A 26545-nucleotide genomic window follows, 5' to 3' on the forward strand; every position below is an offset into this window, starting at 1 on the left:
GCGTCCTCTATCGTTTCCTCCGCCGCTTTCTTACGTTTGGTCGCGCTGGCTATGCGCTCACTTACGTCTTCCGGCGCTTCGGTTACGGTCGGACTGCGTAGATTAAGCGTTAATTTAACGTCTATATCCGCTCACTCCTTTCGTTATTAGGCGGCTGACTGCGTGTCGAAGCGCTGTTCGACCGGTACGATGAGCGTCGCACCATCCGTAGTTACGGCGCGGTAACCGCCGTCTGGAAGGCGTAACCCCATGCCGATATACGCACCGCTTCCGGAACCTTGCGGCATAGGCTCGTCCTTTACCTGTCCGTAAACCCGCGAACAATCGTCCATAACGCGCTTAGCCTCTACGATATCCCCACGCTTAAACTCGCCGACCTTACGGCCGAGCTTCGCCCATTTAGCGATTTCCTGCGCTTCCTTCTCGATAGAAGCTAGAGCGGCGATTTCCTCCGCGGTAACTTTCGCCAACTCTTCCGGCTTAGCGTCCCAACCACGTTGTTTCGGGAAATCTACGCGAAGAGAGGCGCCAAATACCCGCGTTACTTTTCCGATATCTCCGTTGCTTACCGAGCCCCATCCGTAGCACGGTTTTTCTCCGTCGGCGATCGTAAGCTTAACGCTATCCCCTACGTTGAACTTCGGTTCCGCCGGCTTACGTTGCGCAAGGAACTCCGCTTCGGTTGCGGGCTCTAGCTCAGACTCGCGGAAATATACCGGAGTTGCCATTCCGTCCGCATACTCACCGTCATACGGCGCTGAATTATCTGCGCGGTCCTTCGTAATCTTAATGATCGCGCCAATTTTCGCAAGACCTGCGGCGTCTGCAATAATCTTCGCGTAATCTCCGACCGTCAGACGTTCAGGCTGCGCTTTAACTTGCGCGTTGACCGGTTCGAGTACGACGTATTGACGTAAGCCCACCAGCGCATATCCGTCTCCGTGACGCTTTCCTTCCGGATGCTTGACATAAACATCTCCGTCGGAATCGGCGTCCATAACCGGGAACTCCTCACCGTTAGTCCAGCGGTGATCAGACGTATTAACGATCTTAATCCGCTCACCTACGGCGGCCTTACGCTTGACTTCGCGATATTCTACGCTGATCTTTTCGTACACGTCGAAGTCACAACCGCAAGCATCGAAGTCATCTCCGTCGTCATCCGTAATCTGAGGATCGCCGGCCCAGTCAATCTCGGTCACAACGTACGGCTTCCCTAACGTAAGGAAGCGCTCAATTTCGTCCTCGTCCGTAAACACGATAACGTCACCTTCGCGGGCTGAGCGGTCGACCTTGCGGTACTTAGCGTTGTCGAACGTGATTTCAGCGGAGGGATCGGCGAATACTGGCGCGTAGACTTCGAACATGTAAGTATACTGTGTGAGGACGAGAAAACGGTTATCCCCGTCGTCATCAACAACGCACAGACCATCATCGTGGTTGATAACTGCGTAGAAAGCATCCTCGGTAAAGCTCCGCCAGCACTCCGCGTTAAATCTAACGATATCGCCCGCCTGCGCCTTCCGGTCAACTTTGCGGAACTCCACTCCGTCAACAGTTACGTTTACAGCCGGAATTACTACATTTAATTTCGTCATTTATACGGGTCTCCTTCGTTGGGACTGTTCGCGAGGAACCTCCGCCCCGATAATGCGTTAATCTTACGTTTAGACAGCGGTCGGTAGCGGTAATTCCTCCGCGATCACAGCGGTCGAAACCGTATAGATGTCGCGGTTAAGCGCTAGAGGCAACTCCACCCAACGCTCAGCCGCACGTGCTTCTCCGCACCAGTACTCCGTAAGGCAACGATTCTCGAACATGTACACGCGAGGCACTTCGCCCTCGATCACCCATACGCCAATAATGTAATCAGCGTCGGCCAGGTCGTATATAGTTCCGTTGCCTTTCTTCGCGTAGACTACGAGGTCGCCACCGCGATCCATCCGCTGCCTAATCGTCTTCACTTGAATCCGCGCATAATCTCCGCTTACGGGATCTTGCGCCAGGACGTCGTAAGCTTCGTCCGTCTCCGATTGATGTACAGTCCATCCGTTCGCCAATAACGCTAATCTAGCGGCGAGCTCCGAATACTTACCTACGACTTCCGAAATATGTGCCGTCTGAACCACGTCCTCTCTCGTTATAATGTTCGCCAGCCAGCGCAACCAACACGCGGACTGGCGGCTTATTACCGTTGTTACCGGAAATTAACGTCTGTGTAGATGCGTATTGCGGCCGTTCGGGACACACGATCAAAAAGGTAAATACTCTTCGGATATATCAATAGGAGCCCCGTCGTCAGCTGGCGGAGGAGTCTGTGTATTATTTCCCGCGCTCGCTCCGATAGACAGTCCGAGTCGTCCGATATCAAAGCCCGCGACTACGAGGTTCTTCGTTTGCTCCGCGTCATCGGCTACGTATAAGCACGTTTCGAAGTCCGCGAGTTCGAACGGAGCCGCCCCGAGCTTAGCGAAGTTAGCGCGTTCTTCCGGCGTGAGGTCTTCGTCCATGTCAATGATCGGAGACAACGCGACGACTGCGTTTGTGCTCGATCCGGTCTTCGCGAGTTCGAACGCGATTGTTCCGAGCTTCTTCTCGTATTTCTTGATTACGGCCTTGAGCGTTTCCTCTTGCTTCGGACTCAAATCGACTACTACGTCCTTACCGGTCGCTAAGTCGAAGAAAGCGCGAAGAAAACGTTTCTTACCGCGATACAAATACGCTTCATCCGTAATCTTCTTAACCGCGTCTTCACTGGCGCCGGCATTCTTCGCTGTGTCCGCCTCTTTATAAAGGAGCGCAGCCGCTTGATCCCATACGGTCGGATTAGCGTCGATATAGCCGCGAGCATTACGTGTTGCGGGATTCTTCGGAACGAACGTGTTAACTTTTTTGAAGATGCTGTATCCGTAATACTCCGCCACGTCGTTAATCGACTTGACGCCAACCTTAAGCGTTGTTCCGGATTTAAACGAAGTAATCGGACTTTCCTTCGCGCCTCCTTCGTTGTTACCTGCCGCCGCTGCCTCTGCGCCTACCTTCGTAAACATCGACATTCGATCACGTTCCTTTTCGGTTTATTTCGGACTATAGTTTCCTACGTCCGCAACACGGCACTAACGAGCTTATATCGTTGTTATCCGCCGTTAATACCGCGTTGCTGGCGTAGGATATACGCGCAGCTCATCGTCAGACATACGCTACAACGCTCTTCATTAGCGTCGTTTTCTCACGCTGAATTTCCAATAACTCACGTTCCAGGCGCGCCATTTCCGCGTCGATTCCGGCTATTTTCGCAGTCATTTCCGCAGCTACACGTGTGGATTCCGACTTAGCACGGCGGAGATCAAGTTGCGCACGCTCTACGGACAACTCCGCTTTACGGACGCTAATCCGTTTTAACTCGCGTTTTTCCTTGCGCTCCGCTGCGCTGACCGCCCGTTGAATAATCCGCTCAATCGGACTACGCAGCGATTCGGACGCTTTGTGCTGCGGATATAATGTGAAGACCGTAGCCTCCGTCGGATGTACGAGAAACGCAATCCGGCGATAAGCGAACATACGCGCAGGCTTACCGTCCTCATCGACGACTAGCGGTGAAACTAGCGTAGCCTTGCGAAGCATATCCATTACGTACATAGGCGCTTTCGAGCGGTCGATACCAAAATGCTCGACGGCGCGGTCGCAAGCGTGTGGGCTGACGAAGATTTTTCCGATAAAATGCGTGCCGGCTTGCGGATCAATCGCAACACTCATGCGATGACACGCCCCTTCATAACGCTGCGAATATCGATATAATCCGCTGTATCTTCGTAGTTTTCGAAGCCTCCGTTATAGATGCGATCGACCAATCTGTTTGAAACGTGGGGATTGCGTGTATTTATATGAGTAACGTTTTTTATACGATTCATGGCGTTAACCTCCGGTTATTAAAAGTGGGCGCAGTTAAATAAGCGTTGACAACCGCAAATTTTTTGCGTAATATTGAAAACGTGAAGTATGGATTGGATATATTTAGGAAATAACATACATAAGGTAACTAATACCACCGAAATATCTTTAAATCTTTGTGATATAATTGATAGTGGAACGGACATCATGCCCGATAGCCCGTTCATAAATTAGTTAAACAGCTAAGTATTCGTGGACATCACCAAAGCGATTGGCGTCGTAACGGCGAGCAAGTCTACGAAGCTTACGTTTAACTGTCTCATGGTGTATCCCAAGTGATCTTGCGATCTCCGTGGGTTTAGCGTCTAGCGGCGCGAACAAATATGCTGTGACGATTGTGGTCGTCGTAGTATCGGTCTTGGCGGACCGTGAGAGGAAGTCGATCAGTTGGCGCTGGTCGGCTTCTTTCTTTTTGTAACGTTGTATAACGATATCTTCCGTTGTAAGCTCGTCCGCAATTTCGGATGTTGGCGCATCCTCATCGTCTTTATTGATGGTTAGTTCATAGCGCTTACCGCGTGTCTGTTCTTTACGCAGCCAGTCTATTCTAGCGTTTTTAAGTGCTGTCGCCATCCATAGTCCGAAGCCGTTAAGCGCATCCTTTCCGATTAACTTAAGGATAACATCGTCCAAGATAGAATCGGCGTCGTTACGATCTCCATAACCTGATGCGCAAACTCTGCGGCGATTCTGCGTTTGGAACACACGCTGCGCTTCACTATAAAGCGCTCGGAATGCGTCTTGGCTGCGGGTTGCATAGTATGTGTCCGCTGCCTTATTCAATTGTTCAAAGCTCAAAAGCTACACCTTCTTTTCTGTTCTATTTGCCTTACATACACTTCAACGTGCTAGGTATATTCCCCGCACACTTTTTGAAGAAAAATATGTTAAAATGTTTTGACTGCACTAATAATGTAGGAGGCGCATAAATGTACGTTGTCGGTGAATGCCGACTTCGGGCGCTACTCAAGGAACGTAAGCTATCGCAGGCTGAGCTTAGCCGTAGGACCGGGTACTCCCGTTCACAAATCGGTCACTGGATAAACGACCGGAAACGTGTGGGCGTTATGGGCCTCGACAAAGCGCGGACGATTGCGGAAGTTCTCGGTCTTGACTCCCCGTACGACTTGTACCATTGGGAGACCGCACCCGATAAGGCAACGGACGATTAATTTCGTTCGTACCGACGCAAAGTCGTCAAATTTGACGACAACCTACGTACACAAACGCACGCGAATCGCATCTATCCGCTTTGCTGCCTCGCATGCTTCTCTAGTTGCCGCAATCCCCGCCGCGTTAAAGTCCTTCGCGCTGTTCGGAATCTCTACGTTGTATAATCGCACGTACCCGCGCATCTTTTTTTCGATCTCCCACCGCAGCTTTTCGCCGGCGGCATCGTTGTCCCCCGCAATCAGCAGCTCCTCGATCGGACTACGCCGCAGTAGATTCGCCTTTTCCTCCGTAAACTCCGATCCGCCGACCGCTAATCCGAAAGTCCCCGCAGTACTCGCCGTCATTGCGTCGATCTCAGCCTCACCGATGACCGCGCGTTTGATATTCCTCCGATAAGCGATATCTATTCCGTAAATCATCGACTTTACCGGAGACCCTCCACGCGCATACCAGAATTGTTTACCGTAAGTTGACCGCCACTTCGCGTTAAGAAACGTTCCGACCGGGCTTGTCCACGGCATAACTACCGCATTCTTCGCGACGTCATAGCCGCATCTGTAAAGCCGCTGTATGACTGGCGATATCCCTCGATTAGTTAAGTAGTCTATCTCTCGTTGTATGTACGGGGACATATCGATCGGCTTACGTATGGCAGCTTGCGGTTCGGGCGCGTTAAGTCGGATACGTAGCGTCGGACGCTCGTCCACGTCAGTAACCGTTAACTCTTCAAACGCTTCACGCAGCGTAATGTTGCGCAAAAACGCATATAACTTAACTGGGCTGCCGCGCGCCCACTCCGGATCTATCGCGCCAGGGTCATTCCAGCAACCGAACGCCTCGTCCTGTGGATCAATTACCGCTGAGAATGTCGGCGTATTATCGATGCGCCACGGTGACGATGCGATTAGGCGACCGCGAACATACGATAGGCTGCGCCAGGGGTACCGCTCGATGGCCGCGAGAAAGAGTTCGTGATTAATAGCGTTCATATATTAACCTCCGTATGTAAACGTTTTAAGGCATCGTATTAAACAGCTTCAGGAAGAGCGTGGAATTACTCAGCGCGAACTCCGCGGCTTACTCGAATATAAGGAAATGCGATCGGTTCAGCGAATAGAGTCCCGGCGATAGTGATAAACGGTAGCAATCCTAAAGTTCGCTTTGAGCCTCTTTGAACAACTTTATTGCTATCTCTAATTTTGTAAAGGTAGCAACTTTTTCAGCAGACAGTCTAGGCTGTAGTACCTTTGCGTTAAGCACTGCTGCCTGAATTTCGCGAAATTGGACACTCCCTACTAGGTCGTCGATTGAGTTAACTATGTCCTCATAGGATGAAATTCTTGTAAAATAATTAGAGTGTTCTTCTGCAACCTGTGCTGCCTCTTGGTCCGCCGCGTTGTAATATACAGGCGCGTAACCCGCAACCATTAGTGCGAAATCTGTTGGAATATCAAGTGCGTCTGCGATTGCGATTACTACCTCTCTTTTCGGAACGCTTACTCCGCGCTCGTAATTAGAAAGTTGCCCCGCACTCACTCCTACGATTGATGAAAGTTCTCGTAGTGATTTATCGGCAGACTCTCGGGCCCTTAGCATTAAATTGGAAAACTCAGCCATAGCCTAACTACTCCTTTCTACCAAATCCTGCTATGGCTCAATAATACCCCTTCTTGTTTAGTACGTCAATACACTGTTCATTAAAATAATACAGACACTAAAATCACGCCACAAACTTCGCAGCCTCATCCACTAAATCCGTTTCCTGTACGATGCCCCAATTCGGAAGGTACACGATCTCGACACGCGTATCCTCGCCACCGTTGCGCCCTTTACCGAGCTCGATCACGCCGCGCCCTTCGTGTGCCAACGTATCTATTCCGAACACATTCGCGGCATCCTCAAGAATCGCTTTCGACTTCTTTATCTCCGCACGCTTCGGCGGCTTCAGCTCGCGCACGCCGTCTTCGCCCTTTTCTGACGCATCTTCATCCGCTTGCGTCACGATGTGGATGACGGTCTTCGTCTGACCCGCGAGTCTCTTAATCTTAACGCTAGTCGCCGCCACATCACCGCCAGCCACACGCGACGTGTTCGCCTCGTAATCCATAAGATATATCGGATCGACTACGACAACGTCCGCCTCGGTCTCGCGAATGTCCGCCTCTAATTGCGCTATGCCGCGTTCCGTAAAGCCTTCGCTATCTGCAGCGCGGAGTATAATGCGCCCCGGAATCATTTCGTTAAGCGTACACAGGAACGTTTCAAACTCCGCCTCGAACTCGTCCGTCAAGCGCCCCATAAGCAGCGCCTTATTCTCGAAGCCGGCCGCGTAATCCACTCCGTCAATCTTAGCGGTTACTAGACCGAGTCTTGCGCTAATCGACGAGTATGCACGCGCCATCCATTCGAACTCCGACATTTCTAGCGCCCATACGAGTACGGTTGCGCCCCGAAACGCTGCTTCGATCGCGCCGTCCTCCATTACGAGAACGGATTTACCGCGGCCAGATCGCGCATACCAAGCGTAAGTGTTGCCGGAGAAATAACCGCCAATTTGATCGTTAATAGATGCGAATTTACTGCGCCAGATACGAAATGACGTACCGGCTTTCCGCGCTCGATACTCCGCCAGGAACTTATCCGCTTCACTGGAAACGTCTGTAAATGTACGAATATTTGTTCGTGTTTCCAGTTTAATCCGTTCGAGCTGTTTCGTCAATGATGCGACAAACTCTTCCGTTGTCTTCGTGTCGAAATCGCGTTGCATATTTGGATCACTTAGTAGCTTCGCTGTCGCACGTTTGCCCGCCGCATCCTTTAACTCCCGCGCTAAGTAATCGAATGAGTCCGTAACGCCCGGTATATATGCGCACACCTCGTCCGGAAATTCCGCTACGAAAGTCGATAGCGATGGCGCTACTCCGCCGTTATCTGCCGCGTACTTAACAACGAAGTCATGCGCGCGCTGTTCGCCTTCCGTGGCGTAGTCTGTTCGCTTAATGCCGAGCCGCGTTAACGCCAGGACATCGCCGGTGTCTACGATCTTTGATAGTAATTGCTGACCGTGCGCCGCCATAGGTACACCTCCTATTTTACTCTCGCTTAACCTAACACCCAACTCCCATATAAGACGATATTCATTCGACATAGTTGGGATTATTTATAAATTATTGGACAGCATTAGGAAATAATTAAGCACGTTAATGTATTCTCAGTGCGTTATCATAGCGCAATTTGTCGAATATAGCCGCGATTATTACGCTATACCATACGTTCTCCCGAAATCCCATCTTAACGCCTATTTACGCCGTTTTGCGCAGACCTCGCTTACTCTCGCCGACAAATCGTATCTCTACGCACTGCTCGCGTATGCGGTCAGCCAACCTCGCGTCGAACACTTGCGCCAGATCCGCGAGCATCACGTTACTCGTGTACACCGTCGGCAATCCGTTAGCCACCCGATGATTAATGACGCTATGCAAGTCCGCACGGAAGGCTTCGCTGGCGCTACGTACGCCGATATCGTCGAGGACCGCGAATGGGGCGACTTTTGTGCGGTGTTCGATCGCGTAGTATTCGGCAGCTAACGGTTCGGCGGTCGCAGGCGGTACATGCGCTCGGTTGAATCCGAGGAATAGCGTCTGCCAGGCGTTTACGTCACAAAAGTATGCCGGACGTTCCAACGGTTGCCCGTTCCGTTGGATGCTTCCGATGTAATGGCGCACGATGTACTCGTGAGTCAGCGCGGCAGCCATCGTGGTCTTACCGGTGCCTGGCGACTCGCTATACAGATACAGCGACTTGATACGTTTATTCTCCGCAGCATCACCGAATTGCCGCATAAAAGTCTTTACGTACGGCTCCGCCAGTTTATACGCTGCTTCCTGGCCTACGCGTGCTGGCGAATTGGCAAGCGTGATGCCTTTATAGTCCGCAGGTATATTCGCTGCGCCTACGCGTCCGCCGTTCATATTCGCGCCATGTACGGCAATGAAGGACGGACAACGTGCGTTGCACTTGGCGGTGTCGGCTAGCGTACACTGCGCGGATAGTATGCAGTTTTTTGAATGCGCGTTGTGTGACATAGCGTTCCTCCTTTACGTAATATACGTATTCTCCGTACTACACATCAGGCCTTTTCGGTTTTGAACCAAACGACGCTATAAAAATCGACTTTAAAATTCTCACCGCATTTCACACATTCCATCTCAAATTCTCCACTCATGTCCCCTACCTCAAGGTACTCATCATAATTACCATGCACATTTTCACAATGAGGGCAGACTATCGCATCGGCATTTTCATTTTTTGAATTAAACGTCCCCATTATCCATCACTCCTTCATAGTTTACGTCTACTATTTATCCCTCGTTTATAAAAACTCCGCCAATTCCTCCGCCGTCATCCCGCCATTTACTACCGCTGTCTCTTGCGCTGCCTTTACCCGTTCCTTACGTTGCCCGTTCGCAAGGACTTGCGGCATTATGCGCGGCAAGAGATACGCTACTAGGAATCCGGCGGTAAGCTGCGGATATTCCCGCGTCGGCTTATACTCCGTAAATGCACGCTCGATAGTTTCGCGTAAAGCTGGCGCACCATAATCCGCTAATGAGCGCTTGAGTACGCCTTGTTCGAATTGCCAACCGCGCATCGGTACGTATTTCTCTACGCCGAATCTCTCCGCGTTCAATTCGATAATCATCGCGTGGCAAGTGAGAACGTTCCAATCCGCGAGAGGTAGATTGCGCCAGTCCTTGCGTTGGTCGGCGGTAATCTTCGGTTTAGCGGGCGCTTTCTTGCGTGGAGTCATCAGCGTTCACCTCCTCGTATCCTACGCATACAAACTCTTCGCAGTATCCCGCGCAACTCTCGATCTCTTCATAAGTCCGTAAGCAGCGTCCGTCATTGTCCGGATTGTTAAAAACTCCGTCTCCGTCGATATAGCGATGAAAGAACACGCAGTAATCACACGCTGCAATACAGTCATCCCCGCACATCTTCACCCGTCAACACCTCCGATTATAGATTTAGTACGAACGATATGCGAACGCCAAATTCGGCGATTTTTATGAATTGACGTACTAATTTTACTGGTAATTTTGCTTCCGATTAGCGAGGATTAAGATAACTAAAAATGATGAACGATGCTATTTGTGAGGATTGACACCGAAAAGTGTGTGCTAATTACCAGCGCCTGAAGATCGTTCATCTCCCGTTTTCTCCCGAATACTACGCCTCTCTCACGTTTTCGTTTTGAGCCCCGGACGGCATTCCGCACACCATTCGTATCCAACAACTGGAGTATTAAGCCCGCAACGTGCGCAGGATTCTTCATACAGCCACAGATTGAACTCGTTAATCTCTTCGTTTGTTAACTGCGTCACTACTTCCGCTCTCCCTTCGTGTAATGCTCGATAACGTCTTTAACCGTCTTCACTTACGTTGCCTCCTCGCTAATTACGATATCAAAAAACGTGTTGCATTTGTGTGCAATAATGCGGCATTACTCAATTCGTCCGTCCCACGCGTTAAACCGCTCGACTGCGGCCTGTTTACGCGCATCCTTATCAATGCGTAATTGATCCCGTGCCGCACCGTACGCAAGCCCCGCATAGTATTCGGACATAAACCGCTGAACGAGCGCTACGTAATCAACGACGCCCTCCTCCGTTATGTCATCAAGTTTGCGCCGATCATACCAATAACCGGTAATCTTACGGAAGCCGAAACGCTTGCGCTTAACGTGTAGAAGCACGCGAATATCACCGCCATCGTATACGTCTTCGATCTTAACGCGAAACTCCGTTCCATCCGGCGCGGTTACGGGAAACTTCGTGATTAATACGTCAGACATCGGCGGACACCTCCGTTAACTTCGCGATGAGTGCCGCGAGGCATATCGCTTCCGGGAACGTTGATTCCTGCGTCATTGCGAGTATGCTTCCGTCTAGTCCGTTTATCCGTACACCGTACGTGGTTGTCTCGCCAGGAATACGCGCAATTTCTATATACGGAAAGCGCTCAAACACCGTCCATGCTGCGGAAATGTCTCTACTTGGCCGGAAGTAGTCGCGCGAATCTACTGTCATAGAATCTTCCTCGATCGCCACGACACGTCCCTCTGCGTCCTGCCATCCGATATACCCGCCACCACCGCCCGGACGCGAGACTCTGCGCCAGCCCATAACTGCGGTTGCGATCCACGCGTCCCGTTCCCTTGCGCCTAACTCCGCCCACTTTGCGAGTATCTCTCCGCGACTCATAACATCCGCTCCCTTATTCGTAGTATAATCGTCTGCCTCCGTAGTGGCGGCGTATTAATAGCGTTCTTTCGGCGGTAATCGGGCGAACTTGCGGAGGCCCTACCGCTAACCCTTACGTGGCGTCTTCGGGGCTATTTCCACGCGATTTCAACGTTAGAACAACGCTAACCTTCGGCCACGTATCGACTACCGCACTCATTACCGTTGTTATCCGCTGTGTCTCCGTCTGCAACGCCGCCATAAAATCCGTAAGTGACGCCGTATCAGCGCTGACCGCCGCGTGGAAGCGTACGTAATCGAGGGCCGCACGCAGACCTCCGGCGTTAACCGGATAATACGCCACGTCGTCCCATACCTCGCGCTTAGCTGGCGGTTCTGCGCCTTCGATGTGTTTGTATCCGGGAGCCTGCGTAGGGTCTACGATGCGGCGGCGTTTGATAACGAAGTTATTAGCGTTGGCGTCCGATTGGATTGCGTAGTCTGGCGTGAGCTGTGCGTTAAACATTAGGCTGCGCCTCCTTCCGGTGCATTTACGCCTGGAACTTTGACGCCGAGCGCTTCGAGCGTCTCCTCTACTCCGTCACAATATCCGCATGAATAATCCTCGTGCGCCTCATCCTCGTGGTGAACGTACGAAGCGAGTATACTTGCGTAAGCTTGCTCGCGTTTCTCTTCCTCCGTCAGTTCGCGTTCGTATCCGTCGAGCAAGGCGCGCATCAGCGTGTCGAACGGGATTTTGCGGAGAATAGTCGTAGTACCTCCGGAGTAAGTGGTATCGGCGTAAATTAACGCGATCCTTTCGTTAGAGTACGTAACCCCGTCGCCCTCGTCCGTACGCAGGTACTCGATTGCGTCCGCCACCTCACGCGGAATTGTTACCGGTTTATTCGTTGACATTACGCGTTCACCTCCGTGTCATTTACGCCGGGAATGACTACGTCTAGCAGTCCGATTACGCGCTTCAACGTCAAGGCGGCCATAGTGTAGCGCGTTGGATCACCGTTATACATTCCGCGCGCCTCTCTCGCTGACTCCGTGAGATTGCGGTAAATATCCGCTATAGTCTCCTCCGGGGTCTTCTCCCGCTCATAGCCGATTATCAGCGCGACCATCAGCGTATCAAACGATACTTGCCGCAAGTCCGTCGTAGCAGCCGGAACTCCGCCACCTGTACGCATCCACAATTCCGCGATATACTCGTTACTCTTACCGAGACTAATCCGCAGCTCCTCGATCCTGTCCGCTACATTACGTGGAAGCGGCGCCTTCTTAATTTCCGTTGTCATTGCGCATTCACTCCTTCGATTTTTATACCAAGCGTATTCAATACGTACATCATTCCGTTAGCGTACGCGATACTCTCCGTACGAAAGCGTTGATGCTCCGGCTTAGGGTAATAGCGTTTTACGTATGTTTCGCGTATCATTTCATGCGCTTCGTCTTCGTGTGGCGGTCCGTCGGCGGCTTCGTAAAATTGCTCGAATATTCGCGGACTACATACGTAACGAGAACCGTCTGCTCGCGTAATGATCCAGTCATATGCGTCAATCTCAGCGTGACCTTGCGCTGTTTTAATCGCGGGAACCTTACGGAAAGCAGGCGGTATCGGCGTCCTTTTATCGTGGTAGCCGACGAAACGCCCTCCGCCAATTACGTAACATGTGTAGCCGTCTTCGAGGCCCGGAGTGTACTGGACTGCGTCGACAATAACGGGTTTCTTGCGGAATTTCATAGCGTAACCTCCTTCGTTATGCAGCGCGTCTAGGCGCTGATCTTTTCGTAACGTTCGTAATTCTCGCGGACACGTAATACGGTAGCGCGAACGGATTGGCGCGACATGCCTAGCGCACGACCGACTTCTGACTGCGAATAGTCCGCCATTAACATATGGATGATCTTCTTAGGCTGCGGCTTTAATCGCGCGAGGAAAGTATCCGCGTCAAGGTACGTATAGTCGTCCGAATGGCCCCGCGTATCCTTTTCCGGCAGTGCATCCGTAGATTTAATCCGTATACAGCGGAGAGCCTGGCGCGCTTTAGCCGCGGTAATACCGAGTTCCTTCGCTACGACTTCCGGCTGCTCGCCCGATAAGCCTGCGGAATTTATACGTTTAATCAGCGGATATATCCACTCCGGGATCTTAATGCCGGTAGTCGGCCGCCGGGATATCGCGTTTGCGATCTCACCGTAAATGTGCGGAAAGGCGAATGCGCCGAACGGTACGGCTGCGTCATTATAGCGGTCATATGCGTTAATGAGACCGATCGCACCTTCGCTGTTTGCGTCCGTTAGTGGTGTGCGTGTCGCAGCGCATTGCGAGCGGAAATGACGGTTGACGACCGTTTCGACTAGCGAAAGGTTAGCGGTAATGAAGTCGGCGCGTGATAGCGGACCGAGTAACGGATTGTCGGGAAATTTCATGCGTAATACCTCCGGTTAAATTTCGTATTTGCTCCAAGCGATTAATAGCGATCTCATGCGACTAGACGGTAAGTACAAACGTACGCACTCCCCATTTCGAATACGCGAGCGCCATATCCACTGTAAAAGATCGGATACTGCGAGCAGGTCTTGATTAACGGAAATGCCGCGATCCTCGAAGAAGGCGCGCTCATGCGGATGCATATAGCGGTTGAACATGTAAGCGAGTACGTACCTATCTGCGTATTCATTCGTGGCTCTCGCATTACACTGTAGGAACGACTTTGTGAATCCTTTCGACGCCAATGACCGCGCCTTATCTTTCTTCGTCGTCCACAGTATTCCGGAGGCTGGCGCTTTACATATATTTCGTAGATAGTTGCGCATATTGTTCCGAGCCGCCACGATTGACGCCGCATCTGCCGCCTTTAACCACGTTGCGCTGAACGAGTTTGGCAAGCGTCCGATATCGTTTAGTGGTCCGTCATATACGTCAATTAGTGCAAACAGGTCGGCGCGCTTTTCATGCTCGCGGTTATACTCCGCAAGATAATACCCACCATCCTCCGCACGCTTAACCGTCTTATATTCGTACTGGATACCGTGGAGATCGTAGTAGTAACGCTGCAGTTGCGCATCGAACAAATACGTCATTACGTACACCGCGTCGAAGGCGTTGAACACTCGCGCAGGGAACGACCATACGAGGAATCGTCCGCGGTGGAAGAACAGGTTGCCGGCGCGTGCGAGCTGTTTGATATCGAAGAAACGCCCCTCAACGTACTCCTCGCTGATCCAAATAACGCGGCTGTCTTTGATCGCAACTTTACCGGACTCAACGAGAATCTCGATATCCTGGCGTGTAATATTCGCGATCTCGATAACGTCCATCACCTCGTCAAGTATCAGCGTATAACCGGCCTCCGCGAGTAATTCGATTAACTCGTCGTCCGCCGTTTGGAACAATGAATGTGTTGCGGCAATGTCTGCGCCTGCTGCGATCAGCTCTTTGAGACTGCGGAGTTTCCGGCGCTCTTGATTAGCGTTGTTCGGCTCGATGAAGGTGCGCCCGGTGACCGCGCTCTTAATCCGCTTAATCTCGTCCAAGAACGGAGTGATGTAGATAAAGCGCTTGGTTACGTCCGCTTCGCTTACGTGCTGAACCGCCCATGACGTTTTGCCTGCGCCCATGATTGCGTCTATTACGTTGATACTTCGCAATTGTTAAGTCTCCTTTCACGGTAGATAGCGCTACTCCAATAACGGAGGTTTTAGTCTAGCGTTATAAAATCCGCGCAGTTATATATGTTGACTACATGAGACTCTTCTTCGACTACGCATCATGACTTACCTAACCTACTTCTTACTCGCGCTTAAAGTTATCTAATTATGATTCGTGGACGCTTTAGCGGACTCGATTGGCAAGGGGCGTTGTTCCCCGCAGTCAATAGCCCTGCTTCGTCACTCTCGTTCCTCGCCCTCCGCTTAGCAGCGTCGGACCTATCATTTAATACTTAGCACTTCAAAGGTGCTAAAACTCCGGAAAAAGCCTTATGTAGCAAGGGTTTGCGGCGTTTTCCCTTAAAGGAGAATATCAAGAGAATAACGAATGGAGTAGCGCCACCTGCACGTTAATTAATCTGCGATATTCTCCAGCAGATGTCCGCCTCGACCCTTCATACACTTCAACGCAGTCGACCTTCTCCCCGCACACTTTTACGCAAAATAAAAAACGCCGACCTCCGAAGAGATCGACGTTTTTATTAACTATTCGCTTTTTAATTGCTATAAAGATAAAACTGCGTTAAAATTTCGCTATGCTAAACGTCCGATAAATTAGCGCTCTATTTCTTGGCGAATACGGAAAGTTTAACGGAGTCGCGCACCGATAGTTTATCGGAATCTCCGTTCAACGAACGCACAAGTTGACGTGAACATACGTTCTATCAAACGTCCTTATTCCGCGTAACACCAGCGTTTCAAGACACCTTATGCTCAATCCGCAGCTTGTCGGCTACCATGGCAATAAATTCCGAGTTAGTAGGCTTAGATTTGGAGATATTAATGGTGTAGCCGAATAGATGGCTGATGGAATCAATATTGCCACGGGTCCAAGCCACTTCAATCGCATGGCGAATTGCGCGTTCAACGCGTGAAGGGGTGGTCTTGAATTTCTCTGCAATGGCTGGATAGAGCGTTTTTGTAATCGCACCAAGGATCTCGATATTGTTATATACCATAGTGATCGCTTCGCGCAGGTACTGATAGCCCTTGATATGTGCTGGAACACCGATTTCATGGATGATCGAGGTAATGTTAGCATCAAGATTCTTGCCCTTCGTAAGCGGCACTACATTCGATCTGGACGTCGACGAATAGTTGTACATGTTAGAGGATGAGCTCATGCTGCCTTGGACCCCTACAAGCTGACGTACACGATTTGCCAGGACCTCCATATCGAACGGTTTCAAAATATAATAGGATGCACCAAGCTGTACAGCTCTTTGAGTGATGTTCTCCTGACCAAAAGCGGTCAGCATGATGATCTTCGGTTGAGGATTCAGATCCATATCACGCAGACGTTCCAAGACACCCAGACCGTCTAAATGTGGCATGATGATATCAAGAATAAGGACATCGGGAACTTTGCGTGCTTCGCTGAGCATTTGAAGCACTTCTTCACCATTGTAGGCGATACCCGTTACCGTCATATCTTCTTGTTCAGAAATGTATTCGGAAAGCAAATTCGTAAACTCCCTGTTATCATCGGCCAACAACACTTCAATATTCTGCACTGGCTGCTTCCTCCTTAATTATATCTGCTATTCGAAAATAACATTTTTTTCTTGTCTCTTAACATTTTCGACATGGAGATTGAATTCCCTTCTGTCGAAAATTATTTTTCTTTATTTTTTTTCTGGCATGGATTATAATTAAATATTTTATTTCAAAGTTCGATGATCTTCGTAATCCTTCGACAAAAAAATCTTAAGGCTAAACCGCCTTAAGATTTAATGGATACCTATTCTCCTGTAGCGTTACACCAGAATCCTTAAGCATCCATTCGATGAAGCAGCCATATCCGGACTTAGGATCATTTACGAATACATGTGTTACTGCGCCGATGAGCCGTCCATTTTGAACGATTGGACTTCCGCTCATCCCTTGAACGATACCACCAGTCTTATCGATCAGTCGAGGATCTGTAATACGAATTACCATACCCTTTGTAGCTGGTGTCTGCTGATGTGCCACATGAATGATCTCAACATTAAACCGTTCCACCTGCTGTCCATCTACCACGGTTAGAATCTCAGCAGGCCCTTCCTTGACTTGATTACTCATCGCCACAGGAATAGGTTCTTTATAAAGACTATGCTCGGGATTACGATTCATTTTACCGAAGATACCAAAATCTGTATTACTCTCAACATTGCCAAGCACTTGGCTTTCTTTCAAGAAATGAGCTCGTTTCTCACCAGGATCGCCATCCTGGCTTTTAGAAATCGACGTTACACTGGACTGAACGATATGACCGCTGCCAACAACGATTGGTGTTCCTGTATTCATGTCCGTAATCACATGTCCTAAAGCTCCATAGACACCTTGTTTCGGGGCATAAAAAGTTAATGTGCCAACACCCGCTGCAGAATCTCGAATGTACAGGCCTAGCCTCCAAACTTTGTCATTAATATCATACGCGGGTTTGAGCTTGGCTGTATGCTCTTTCCCAGCGCGTTTAAAGACAATCGTCAGAGAATTATTCGCTTTTCCGGCGCGATCCACAAGCTTGGCCACCTTAGATAACTCGTCCAACTTCTCTCCATCAATGGAGATCATCAAGTCACCAGGTACCAAACCACTGATTTCACCTGGGGAAAGCTTAGATTTCTCGGATACTTCAATCAGATGATGTCCTACAACCAGAACACCTGCTGATTTCACTTTCACTCCGATCGTTTGACCTCCCGGGATCACCTTCAGTTCCGGTTTCATTCCTTGCGCAGTCACCTTGGCAGGCTCACTGTTCAATGGTGCGGCAAAACTTTGGTGGGTTCCCGTTATGCCCGATAAACTAAGAAAGAAGGCAAATAAAAGGCCTGGCATTAACTTCCTGAGGTTAGGCTTCAATGGCTGTCACGCTCCCTTTTGCTTCTTTCGCTTGACGAAAAAGGTGGTCGCCAATTGCGTACCTATAAGATAACCTTGCCCCCAGGCTTTTATTACTGTCAATCATTGTTCCGCTTAGCTTGTTGCAGCCTTACTGGCCTCAGCCAAATTGAGCATTTCCTGCGAATGGTGCAATGTTTTTTCGGTAATTTCCACCCCACCCAGCATTCGGGCCAGCTCCATTACACGTCCATCATTCGAGAGTGATTCCACTTCAGTCATGGTTCTTCCGTCCTCAACCTTTTTGCGGATTAAGTACTGATGATCAGCCATACAAGCCACCTGCGGTAAGTGCGTAATGGAGAACACCTGACAGGTGGAGGACAGCTTATACAGTTTATCTGCAATGGATTGAGCAGCTCGACCACTCACACCGGTATCCACCTCATCAAAAATCAGAACTGGAATTGCATCATGACGCGCAAAAATGCTCTTCATTGCCAACATAATACGCGACAACTCACCACCCGAGGCAATTTTGCCAAGAGGTCTTAACGGCTCGCCAGGGTTAGGGGAAATCATAAATTCCGCACTGTCGATCCCTTGTCTTGTGAGACGTATACGCCGACCCTTATATTCAACACCACGTGGGTCCTCCAGCGTATCTAATTTAACCTGTAGCGAGGTTCTTTCCATCTGAAGATCTTTAAGTTCACTTTCCACTTGCGTGGCCAAATCAGACGCACACAGATTCCGTGCTTCACTTAATTCAGCAGCTGCTTCCATCAACACAGCTAATAATGCATCGCGTTTGGTCGTCAGCTTCTCCAGATATTCATCTTTATTCTCAAGCAGATCGGTTTCCCGATGGATTTGTTCATAATAAGCCAGAATCTGTTCTACACTATCTCCGTATTTACGGCGAAGTCCGGTGATTAAATCAAGACGGTTCTCGATTTCTTCGAGTCGCTGTGGGTTGAACTCAATCTCTTCGCGGTAATCACGAAGCTGAAATGCAGCATCCTCCAGTTGATAATAAGAGGACTGCAACTGCTCAAGCACGGATTTAAGACCCTTTTCATCGTAACGAACCGCATCCTCGAGCCTTGAAATGACATTACCGATGGATTCTAAGCCTTGTCTATCATAGAGGAGCTCATATGCACCGGATACGGAATCCATCATTTTCTCACTGTGGGATAGTTTGACCCGTTCTTCGGCAAGTAATTCATCTTCTCCCGGTTTTAATGCAGCAGATGAAATTTCTTCTAACTGAAAACGATATAAATCAAGCATTTGGTATGCCTTCTGACTGGATTCCTGCAGCTCTCGGAGCTCTTTCTCCACTTTTGCAAAGGCGGAATACTTTTCCTGATATACCGCTTTAAGCGGCCCGATTATAGGTTCTCCGTATGTATCCAGCAGTCCCAAATGTCGTTCTGCCTTCAATAAGTTTTGGTGTTCATGCTGTCCATGAATATTCACCAGCTGCTCGCCAATTTCACGAAGCATCGTAAGATTGACCATTTGTCCGTTTACGCGTGATGTGCTTTTCCCCTGAGAGGTAAGCTCACGACGTATAATAAGATGCTCCTCACGCTGGGCCTCAATGCCAAGGCGCTCCAAAGTATCCCAGACGGGATGACCGCTGGGAAGGCTGAAGAGCGCTTCCATCTCTGCTTTTTCACAGCCGTAACGAATAGAATCCGCGGAACCGCGGCCTCCGGCAATCAGTCCAAGCGCATCAATAATAATGGATTTACCTGCCCCAGTCTCCCCTGTAAGCACATGGAAGCCAGGATAAAAATGCACATCTACCGCCTCAACGACGGCTAGATTGCGAATAGACAAGGTTTCTAACACTAATAGAGCACCTCCGAGAAGATGATAAGAATTTGATAGAATGATGTTAATACTTTTTATATTTTAAGAAATATAACCCATAATTTGTGAAATTACGGTCTTGCTGTCCTCAGGCTGGCGGCAAATAATAAGAATGGTATCATCACCAGAGATGGTCCCCATAATTTGTGGCCAGTCAATATTATCAATCAAAGCTGCCACTGAGTTAGCCGTCCCCGGTAAGCATTTCATCACCACAAGATTAGCCGATGAATCGATCTGTACAAAATTATCCACTAGAACGCGCTTCAGCTTCTGGATTGGATTGTACCGTTGATCGGTTGGAAGTGAATATTTGTATCTTCCATCATCCATAGGAACCTTAATAAGCAATAGCTCTTTAATATCCCGAGATACAGTCGCTTGAGTAACCTGGAAACCAGATTCACGCAAAGCTTCTACCAGCTCGTCCTGTGTCTCGATATCCTTTTGCGTAATAATCTCGCGTATCTTAATATGTCGTTGTCCCTTCATTGTTGCCTCCTAAAAGTTTTGTAAGCGACACTTCCAGATTTGCAGCGACAAAACTACATCGGAAGCATGGACTTAGTTTTGTAAGCGATGCACCCTGAATAGCTTCGGCAAAACTACTTCGGAAGCATACACCTAGTTAAATATGGACTCAGTTTGATTCTCCGTCATCCCTGCCGAGCCTAATCACTTGAATAGATCCCGCAGCAACATTAACATACAGAACTCCGCTGCATTCCGGATAAATCAGTAAGTACGGAAGCAAGGTATCCCGTAAGCCACTTCCTGTGAAATCTAAAGGTTTGCGTGGTCTGGAAAGGATGACCAAATATATTGATCCTTCTTCCTTAGTCGCCACATAATCTATAAATAACCGGCTATACATCTGCGCCCCGTTTACGTTGAAGGACAACGGGATTTTGAGCTTCCCTCCAACGACCTCATACCCTTCATCCTCTAGTATGTCTATAGAAGGGTGAGGAATAATCACTTTATTAAACGGGATCTGATCCTTCATGAAAGAACGCGGAGAACTTTGCAGCCATATATATATCCGATAAATTATAAAAATCGATAATGCTACTCCAATAAACGCCATGACGACCTTGTCAGAGCTACCCGCCACTATCAATCACCTCGGTGATTTATTCGCGTGAAGCCTTGCTAATTCCTTCTTCTGCGCAGGCTTTTTAGGAGCTTTCCGTATATTCGATTTCACTGACTTGACCATATGGAAAAAGAAACTCACCGGCGCGATGAGTTTCCATGAGTTGAATTTACATTAAAAGTACCCGTAGCCTGCTTAATCACTTCATCCGCAAGAGATGGGAAATCCTCCACTGATATGACTGATGAGACAGCATCTGAAGGTAATAATACCTCTTCATCTTCCGCAGTTTCAGGCGATAGTCTCCAGTGAGCAAGAAACTCGATATTCCCTTCCCCACCTGTAATCGGTGAGAAGGTTAATCCCTGTAGCTGGTAACCCAGCTCTGCCGCCATGGTCAGTACATTAATCAATACCTCTTTATGGACAGCAGAGTCACGAATCACACCTGATTTACCAACCTTCTCCCGCCCCGCCTCAAACTGCGGCTTAATCAGCGCGGCAATATCCGCCGGGCGCTTAAGCAACGCTTTGAGCGGTGGAAGAATTATTTTTAAGGAGATAAACGAAACATCAATACTCGCAAAATCCGGGATCGGACCCACCAAATCTGGAGGCGTCATATATCGGAAATTCGTACGTTCCATAACACTAACGCGTTCATCATTACGCAGCGACCAATCCAGCTGATTATAACCAACATCTATCGCGTACACATGGCTTACTCCATTCTGAAGTGCACAATCCGTGAAGCCTCCAGTAGAAGCACCGATGTCTAACATGGTCCGTCCCGTAAGATCAATATTAAATTGGCGAAGAGCCTTCTCCAGCTTTAGGCCCCCACGACTGACATAAGGATGTACAGAGCCCTTAACCTTAAGGGTAGCCTCCCGTGACACCTTCATACCAGCCTTTTCAATGCGTTCCTCATCCGCTAGCACCAGCCCTGCCATAATGGCTGCTTTAGCTTTCTCACGGCTTTCATAAAAACCTTGCTCAACAAGCAATACATCTATCCGTTCTTTACGGTGTTCCATGGTCATCTCCCGATCGTTCAAAGGGTTGCTAATTTCCGGCTTCCACTTAGGAAGACGAAGTTGTTTTGTAATTATAAGCACTCAAAGCCATCATGGACTTGATACGTGCACATAGTTTTTCTACAGTAAGACCTGTTTCCTGGCGCTGTTCTTTAATGGAGCCGTGCTCCACAAAGATGTCAGGTACACCCATCAGATGTACACGAGCATCATAAATTTCATGCTCTGCATAGAATTCTAATACCGCACTGCCGAGACTTCCCGCTTGGCTAGCCTCTTCAATAACAACCATATTGGTTCCAGCGTGAGCCAAATCAAGCAGCATAGAGTTATCGAGCGGCTTCAGGAAACGCGCATTCACAACGCCCACCTGAATTCCTTCACGCTTCAACAAATCAGCGGCTTCTTCAGCCACTTGAACCATAGGACCGCAAGCAACAACCGCATAACCTTCCCCAGTACGTAGACGTTCCCAAGATCCGATTGGAATGGTATGCATCTCTGCATCCATCGTCACACCCGTACCATTAATTCGAGGGTATCGGTAAGCGATCGGGCCGTCATTATATTCAAGCGCCGTCTTCATCATATGACGCAGCTCATTTTCGTCTTTAGGCATCATCATCACCATATTCGGAATATGACGCATAAAGGCAACATCGTACACGCCCTGATGAGTCTCACCATCCGCACCTACAAATCCAGCGCGATCAATAGCGAACATAACATTTGCGTTATGACGGCAAATATCATGAACGATCTGATCATAGGCACGTTGCATGAAGGTGGAATACACCGCATATACCGGCTTCATCCCTTCCATAGCCAAAGCTGCACAAAGTGTAGCCGCATGCTGCTCCGCAATCCCGACATCAATCATACGATCCGGAAATTCCTTCGCGAATGGGAATAAGCCCGAGCCTCCTGGCATCGCAGGCGTAACTGCAATCAGACGCGAATCCTCCCGGCCCAGTTCAATTAGCGTACTGCCAAATACTTCGGTGTACATTGGTGGACCCACAGCTTTAAGCGACTGACCCGATTCAATTTTGTAAGGTGAGATGGCATGCGATTTATAGAAATCGGTCTCAGCCGGTTTGTAGCCCTTGCCTTTGGTCGTCAATACATGCACAAGTACAGGTCCAGCCACGTTATCTGCTTGGTGGAAGGTATCAATCATTTTCTCTAAATCATGTCCATCCACCGGGCCGAGATACGTAAAGCCAAGCTCTTCAAACAATACACCAGGTACCATCATATATTTAAGACTGTTCTTTAACTGTTCAGCGGTCTTCGCTAAACGCCCTCCGATGGCCGGAATCTTCTTAAGCAGCCCTTCAACCTCATCTTTAGCACGCAAATAGTGGCGATCTGAACGAATCTTGCTTAAGTAATTGTGCATTGCCCCTACGTTAGGAGCTATGGACATTTCATTGTCGTTCAAAATAACCATTAGCTTACGCTTCTCATGACCAATATGGTTAAGTGCTTCAAACGCCATTCCGCCAGTAAGTGCTCCGTCACCGATCACGGCAATTACTTTGTTGTCTTCACCCTTGAGATCACGGGCCATCGCCATCCCCATTGCTGCTGATAATGAGGTGCTGCTGTGTCCAGCTTCCCACACATCATGCTCACTTTCGGAGCGCTTAACAAATCCGCACAAGCCCTGATATTTACGCAAGGTGTCGAAACGGTCTTGGCGACCGGTTAGTATCTTATGGACATAGGCCTGGTGACCAACGTCATAAATCATTTTGTCCCGAGGACTGTTATAGCAATAATGCAAAGCCAAAGTGAGCTCCACGACTCCAAGATTGGATCCAAGGTGCCCACCAGTTGCTGTAAGCTTCTCAATCAGAAATCGACGAATTTCCTCCGCTAGAGTATTTAACTCATCAATTGACAGAGATTTCAGTTGTTCAGGATCATTTATTTGTGGAAGCAGCACGTATAGTTCCCCGCTTTCCTAGATGTTGTAAATTATATAAAACCCATTATAACACAAACGAAACGGCTGTCGAAATACAGCCGTTTCGAAAGTTCATAATTAGTGATCTCGTGCCATTAAATAATCTGCAATTTCCAGCAGGCGCTGGTGGTCGTGAAAGCCGCCGTTCAGTACAGCATTACGGGCTGTTTCTGTAAGCTGCTTCACTTCTTCACGCGAGGCTTCGAGGCCAATAAAATAAGGATAGGTTACCTTATGCTGTTTGACATCACTGCCTGTCTTTTTACCAAGCTTGCCTTCGTCCCCAACCAGATCTAGAATGTCATCTTGGATCTGAAAAGCGAGTCCAACGGCTGTTCCAAATTCATGTAAGGCCTTGAGCTGCTGCTCGTTAGCGCCTGCAATACGACCGCCAGCTAGTAGCGAGAAGATAATCAAATCTCCTGTCTTATGCAGATGAATGTACTTTAGCTGTGCAAGATCGGTTAGACCCTGCTCGCCTTCCATATCTGCAATCTGACCGCCAACCATACCACGAGGACCTGCCATTTCCGCCAAATCCTCCACGATGGATAGTACACTTTCCGCAGGGACGCCAAATTTACGCGAGGCTTGTACCACACTGTAGAAAGCATGGGTCAGAAGCGCATCACCCGCAAGGATCGCTGTAGCTTCCCCAAAGACTTTATGATTCGTAAGCTTTCCACGCCGATAATCATCATTATCCATGGCAGGTAAATCATCATGAATTAACGAGTAGGTATGTACCATCTCTATAGCAGCAGCGACAGGCAGGGCAGCCTCTCGACTTCCTCCCAGTGCTTCACATGCGATAATCACCAGCAGTGGCCGGAGGCGTTTGCCCCCAGCCATAAGTGAGTACTTCATGGCTTGCTGCAAATTCTCTGGAACCATCCATTGTGTGGGGAGAATAACCTCTAGTTCATTTGAGACTAGATCGCTTAAGGACGCGATGTAATCCTCCAGTGGCTGACGCAGTGTTTCTCCTTCAGAGTTTCTCTCAAGCTCATGCTCAAAGCGAGTCATCGGCGTCCCCTTCCAGACGTGCACCAAACGGCTTCTTACGCAGTTCTCCGTCCTCTAGGGTAATCATTTCGATCTTACGCTCTACCTGCTCAAGCTTGCTGCCGCAAAGCTGAGATAACTTCATACCTTGCTGAAATAAATCGATGGCCTTCTCCAGGGGAACGTCGCCGTGTTCAAGCTCACGTACGATTTCCTCCAGCCGGTCCATGGCGCCTTCAAAATCAAGTTCCGCTTCCTTCGTCATCGTCTTTGCCATCCTCCTTCATTCCCCATACCTGGCAGTTCAGCTGTCCGTCATTCATCTTTATCACTACAAGATCGCCAAGCTGTACTTCGTTCAGCGATTTGATTAAATGTTCTTCTGCCTCGTCATAGACTAAGCTGTAGCCTCTCGACATGACTTTTAGTGGGCTCAGCGCATCCAGATGACGAATCTCCGCTACATAGCGAGATTTCTTCTCCTGCAGGCGGGCCTGCATGGCACCCATCAGCTCACGGCGTATGCTCTCGGTGCGCTGCCGCGCAGCGGCAACACTGCCGTGCGGATGGAAGCGCTGCAGACTATGATGCAGCACAGCTTTGCGCTCGCGGGAACGGCTGAGCCGTGCATCCGCTGAGCGCTGGAGCCGCTCACGCAGCTGATCCAGCCGCTGCGTGTGCTGCATCAGCGAGCGGCGCGGGCCTGCCAGCGCCAGCGAGCGTTCCAGCCCCGCGTGACGCTCGCGTCCGCGCTGGGCGCGTCTTTGCAGCGCTTGGCGCAGCCGCTGCTGCTGCCCGCGAAGCTGCGCAGCAAGCTCGCCGGCATGTGGCACGGCCAGCTCAGCGGCCGCTGTGGGGGTAGCCGCGCGGAGGTCGGCGGCGAAATCGGCAATCGTGAAGTCGGTCTCGTGGCCAACGGCCGAGATGACCGGAATGCTTGATGCCGATATCGCTCGCGCGACTTCCTCCTCGTTGAACGCCCACAGCTCTTCAAGCGAACCGCCGCCGCGGCCGACGATAAGTACGTCGGCCTCACCCATGCGGTTCAGCGCTCCAATCGCCTTCACGATCGAAGGCGCGGCGCCTTTGCCTTGCACCAGTACAGGATAGATTACAATTGCCACCTGCGGAAACCGCCGCTGGAGTGTAATCACGATATCCCGTACAGCTGCACCCGTTGGCGAAGTAATTACGCCGATGCACTTCGGAAAGCGAGGCAACGGCCGTTTACGCGCTTCTGCAAACAGCCCCTCTTGCTCAAGCTTACTCTTCAGCTGCTCATAAGCTAAATATAGACTACCAATTCCATCCGGCTGCATATGTGTGGCATAGAACTGGTACTGCCCGTCCCGTTCATATACTGTCACATTACCTCTAGCGATAACCCGGGCACCTTCCTTCGGAATAAACGGCAGGCGCTGGTTATGGGAAGCGAACATAATCGCCTTGATCCGGCTGCTCTCATCCTTTAGCGTGAAATACATATGACCGCTGCCGTGATGCGTAAAGTTGGAAATCTCTCCGCGAATCCATACATCCGAAAGTAACGTATCCGAGTCTAGCTTCATGCGGATATAACGGTTGAGTTCTTTTATCGAATAGACCTGCCGCTCTGCCGCCATGAATCCTACCC

General features: G+C 49.6%; 33 protein-coding genes. 1 reads left to right on the top strand and 32 read right to left on the bottom strand.

Annotated features, from left to right (window positions below; genetic code table 11):
* Positions 1 to 146 precede the first annotated feature (146 nt).
* The 6 genes from ACN6MV_RS22130 to ACN6MV_RS22155 all read right to left on the bottom strand — a co-directional run bounded on the left by ACN6MV_RS22130 (position 147) and on the right by ACN6MV_RS22155 (position 4749).
* Positions 147 to 1598, bottom strand: a complete 1452-nt coding sequence (locus ACN6MV_RS22130) for a hypothetical protein (protein ID WP_419884867.1) — start codon at positions 1596 to 1598, stop codon at positions 147 to 149.
* A 69-nt stretch (positions 1599 to 1667) separates the two neighbouring features.
* A complete protein-coding gene (locus ACN6MV_RS22135; protein ID WP_419884868.1) occupies positions 1668 to 2129 on the bottom strand; it encodes a hypothetical protein in 462 nt (153 codons plus the stop codon).
* A 123-nt stretch (positions 2130 to 2252) separates the two neighbouring features.
* Positions 2253 to 3056, bottom strand: a complete 804-nt coding sequence (locus tag ACN6MV_RS22140) for a hypothetical protein (RefSeq protein WP_419884869.1) — start codon at positions 3054 to 3056, stop codon at positions 2253 to 2255.
* 133 nt (positions 3057 to 3189) lie between these two features.
* On the bottom strand, positions 3190 to 3756 hold the full coding sequence (locus ACN6MV_RS22145; RefSeq protein ID WP_419884870.1) for a hypothetical protein: 567 nt from the start codon (positions 3754 to 3756) through the stop codon (positions 3190 to 3192).
* Entirely contained in the window at positions 3753 to 3911 is a 159-nt protein-coding gene (locus ACN6MV_RS22150) for a hypothetical protein (RefSeq protein WP_155986541.1), read from the bottom strand. Before ACN6MV_RS22150 ends, ACN6MV_RS22145 begins: the two co-directional genes overlap by 4 nt.
* Positions 3912 to 4125: 214 nt before the next feature.
* Positions 4126 to 4749, bottom strand: a complete 624-nt coding sequence (locus tag ACN6MV_RS22155; RefSeq protein WP_419884871.1) for a hypothetical protein — start codon at positions 4747 to 4749, stop codon at positions 4126 to 4128.
* Positions 4750 to 4880: 131 nt separating this feature from the next.
* Between ACN6MV_RS22155 and ACN6MV_RS22160 the strand changes: the two genes are divergently transcribed.
* Complete coding sequence (locus ACN6MV_RS22160; RefSeq protein WP_076179439.1) at positions 4881 to 5123, top strand: helix-turn-helix domain-containing protein; 243 nt, start codon at positions 4881 to 4883, stop codon at positions 5121 to 5123.
* A 42-nt stretch (positions 5124 to 5165) separates the two neighbouring features.
* Here ACN6MV_RS22160 and ACN6MV_RS22165 read toward each other — a convergent pair whose 3' ends face one another.
* The 26 genes from ACN6MV_RS22165 to xseA form a co-directional block, all read right to left on the bottom strand.
* The gene (locus tag ACN6MV_RS22165; protein ID WP_419884872.1) at positions 5166 to 5882 is read right to left on the bottom strand and encodes a toprim domain-containing protein; all 717 of its coding nucleotides are present in this window, start codon (positions 5880 to 5882) and stop codon (positions 5166 to 5168) included.
* A gap of 391 nt (positions 5883 to 6273) precedes the next feature.
* Entirely contained in the window at positions 6274 to 6741 is a 468-nt protein-coding gene (locus ACN6MV_RS22170; RefSeq protein ID WP_419884873.1) for a helix-turn-helix domain-containing protein, read from the bottom strand.
* Positions 6742 to 6844: 103 nt separating this feature from the next.
* Complete coding sequence (locus ACN6MV_RS22175; RefSeq protein WP_419884874.1) at positions 6845 to 7999, bottom strand: DnaB-like helicase C-terminal domain-containing protein; 1155 nt, start codon at positions 7997 to 7999, stop codon at positions 6845 to 6847.
* A gap of 427 nt (positions 8000 to 8426) precedes the next feature.
* Positions 8427 to 9209, bottom strand: a complete 783-nt coding sequence (locus ACN6MV_RS22180) for a DNA replication protein (protein WP_419884875.1) — start codon at positions 9207 to 9209, stop codon at positions 8427 to 8429.
* A gap of 44 nt (positions 9210 to 9253) precedes the next feature.
* Positions 9254 to 9451 carry a hypothetical protein gene (locus ACN6MV_RS22185; RefSeq protein ID WP_419884876.1) on the bottom strand — a complete coding sequence of 66 codons (198 nt, stop codon included), beginning with the start codon at positions 9449 to 9451 and terminating at the stop codon, positions 9254 to 9256.
* Positions 9452 to 9496: 45 nt separating this feature from the next.
* The gene (locus ACN6MV_RS22190) at positions 9497 to 9934 is read right to left on the bottom strand and encodes a hypothetical protein (RefSeq protein WP_419884877.1); all 438 of its coding nucleotides are present in this window, start codon (positions 9932 to 9934) and stop codon (positions 9497 to 9499) included.
* Positions 9906 to 10127, bottom strand: coding sequence for a hypothetical protein (locus ACN6MV_RS22195; RefSeq protein ID WP_419884878.1), 222 nt, complete (start codon positions 10125 to 10127; stop codon positions 9906 to 9908). Before ACN6MV_RS22195 ends, ACN6MV_RS22190 begins: the two co-directional genes overlap by 29 nt.
* A gap of 237 nt (positions 10128 to 10364) precedes the next feature.
* A complete protein-coding gene (locus ACN6MV_RS22200; RefSeq protein WP_419884879.1) occupies positions 10365 to 10508 on the bottom strand; it encodes a hypothetical protein in 144 nt (47 codons plus the stop codon).
* A gap of 119 nt (positions 10509 to 10627) precedes the next feature.
* Positions 10628 to 10978, bottom strand: coding sequence for a hypothetical protein (locus tag ACN6MV_RS22205; RefSeq protein WP_419884880.1), 351 nt, complete (start codon positions 10976 to 10978; stop codon positions 10628 to 10630).
* Complete coding sequence (locus ACN6MV_RS22210) at positions 10971 to 11387, bottom strand: BC1872 family protein (RefSeq protein WP_419884881.1); 417 nt, start codon at positions 11385 to 11387, stop codon at positions 10971 to 10973. Before ACN6MV_RS22210 ends, ACN6MV_RS22205 begins: the two co-directional genes overlap by 8 nt.
* A 112-nt stretch (positions 11388 to 11499) precedes the next feature.
* Positions 11500 to 11892: a hypothetical protein gene (locus tag ACN6MV_RS22215; RefSeq protein WP_419884882.1), complete on the bottom strand. Its 393-nt coding sequence runs from the start codon at positions 11890 to 11892 to the stop codon at positions 11500 to 11502.
* The gene (locus ACN6MV_RS22220; protein WP_419884883.1) at positions 11892 to 12284 is read right to left on the bottom strand and encodes a hypothetical protein; all 393 of its coding nucleotides are present in this window, start codon (positions 12282 to 12284) and stop codon (positions 11892 to 11894) included. The genes ACN6MV_RS22215 and ACN6MV_RS22220 overlap by 1 nt, the downstream gene beginning before the upstream one ends.
* A complete protein-coding gene (locus ACN6MV_RS22225; RefSeq protein ID WP_419884884.1) occupies positions 12284 to 12673 on the bottom strand; it encodes a hypothetical protein in 390 nt (129 codons plus the stop codon). Before ACN6MV_RS22225 ends, ACN6MV_RS22220 begins: the two co-directional genes overlap by 1 nt.
* Complete coding sequence (locus tag ACN6MV_RS22230) at positions 12670 to 13119, bottom strand: hypothetical protein (RefSeq protein ID WP_419884885.1); 450 nt, start codon at positions 13117 to 13119, stop codon at positions 12670 to 12672. The genes ACN6MV_RS22225 and ACN6MV_RS22230 overlap by 4 nt, the downstream gene beginning before the upstream one ends.
* A 29-nt stretch (positions 13120 to 13148) precedes the next feature.
* Positions 13149 to 13808, bottom strand: a complete 660-nt coding sequence (locus ACN6MV_RS22235) for a sigma-70 family RNA polymerase sigma factor (RefSeq protein ID WP_419884886.1) — start codon at positions 13806 to 13808, stop codon at positions 13149 to 13151.
* Between the two features lie 15 nt (positions 13809 to 13823).
* Positions 13824 to 15029, bottom strand: coding sequence for a hypothetical protein (locus tag ACN6MV_RS22240; protein ID WP_419884887.1), 1206 nt, complete (start codon positions 15027 to 15029; stop codon positions 13824 to 13826).
* A gap of 758 nt (positions 15030 to 15787) precedes the next feature.
* A complete protein-coding gene (gene spo0A / locus ACN6MV_RS22245; protein ID WP_042129795.1) occupies positions 15788 to 16603 on the bottom strand; it encodes a sporulation transcription factor Spo0A in 816 nt (271 codons plus the stop codon).
* A 199-nt stretch (positions 16604 to 16802) separates the two neighbouring features.
* Positions 16803 to 17915 (bottom strand): SpoIVB peptidase, encoded by a 1113-nt coding sequence (spoIVB, locus tag ACN6MV_RS22250; RefSeq protein ID WP_081954142.1) that lies wholly within the window; start codon positions 17913 to 17915, stop codon positions 16803 to 16805.
* A 138-nt stretch (positions 17916 to 18053) separates the two neighbouring features.
* Complete coding sequence (recN, locus tag ACN6MV_RS22255) at positions 18054 to 19781, bottom strand: DNA repair protein RecN (RefSeq protein ID WP_419884888.1); 1728 nt, start codon at positions 19779 to 19781, stop codon at positions 18054 to 18056.
* A 63-nt stretch (positions 19782 to 19844) separates the two neighbouring features.
* Positions 19845 to 20294, bottom strand: a complete 450-nt coding sequence (gene ahrC, locus ACN6MV_RS22260; RefSeq protein WP_042190440.1) for a transcriptional regulator AhrC/ArgR — start codon at positions 20292 to 20294, stop codon at positions 19845 to 19847.
* A 148-nt stretch (positions 20295 to 20442) separates the two neighbouring features.
* Positions 20443 to 20916 carry a hypothetical protein gene (locus ACN6MV_RS22265; protein ID WP_256989999.1) on the bottom strand — a complete coding sequence of 158 codons (474 nt, stop codon included), beginning with the start codon at positions 20914 to 20916 and terminating at the stop codon, positions 20443 to 20445.
* A 119-nt stretch (positions 20917 to 21035) separates the two neighbouring features.
* The gene (locus ACN6MV_RS22270) at positions 21036 to 21935 is read right to left on the bottom strand and encodes a TlyA family RNA methyltransferase (RefSeq protein WP_042129803.1); all 900 of its coding nucleotides are present in this window, start codon (positions 21933 to 21935) and stop codon (positions 21036 to 21038) included.
* Positions 21936 to 21981: 46 nt separating this feature from the next.
* Entirely contained in the window at positions 21982 to 23886 is a 1905-nt protein-coding gene (gene dxs / locus ACN6MV_RS22275; RefSeq protein WP_042129804.1) for a 1-deoxy-D-xylulose-5-phosphate synthase, read from the bottom strand.
* A 99-nt stretch (positions 23887 to 23985) separates the two neighbouring features.
* A complete protein-coding gene (locus tag ACN6MV_RS22280) occupies positions 23986 to 24933 on the bottom strand; it encodes a polyprenyl synthetase family protein (RefSeq protein WP_339291410.1) in 948 nt (315 codons plus the stop codon).
* The gene (gene xseB, locus ACN6MV_RS22285; RefSeq protein ID WP_042129807.1) at positions 24920 to 25177 is read right to left on the bottom strand and encodes an exodeoxyribonuclease VII small subunit; all 258 of its coding nucleotides are present in this window, start codon (positions 25175 to 25177) and stop codon (positions 24920 to 24922) included. Before xseB ends, ACN6MV_RS22280 begins: the two co-directional genes overlap by 14 nt.
* The gene (gene xseA / locus ACN6MV_RS22290; RefSeq protein WP_076121751.1) at positions 25155 to 26534 is read right to left on the bottom strand and encodes an exodeoxyribonuclease VII large subunit; all 1380 of its coding nucleotides are present in this window, start codon (positions 26532 to 26534) and stop codon (positions 25155 to 25157) included. The genes xseB and xseA overlap by 23 nt, the downstream gene beginning before the upstream one ends.
* Between the last annotated feature and the right edge of the window lie 11 nt (positions 26535 to 26545).

Origin of the sequence: Paenibacillus sp. B-A-8 (assembly GCF_048572915.1) — a bacterium.
GTDB lineage: Bacteria > Bacillota > Bacilli > Paenibacillales > Paenibacillaceae > Paenibacillus_AQ.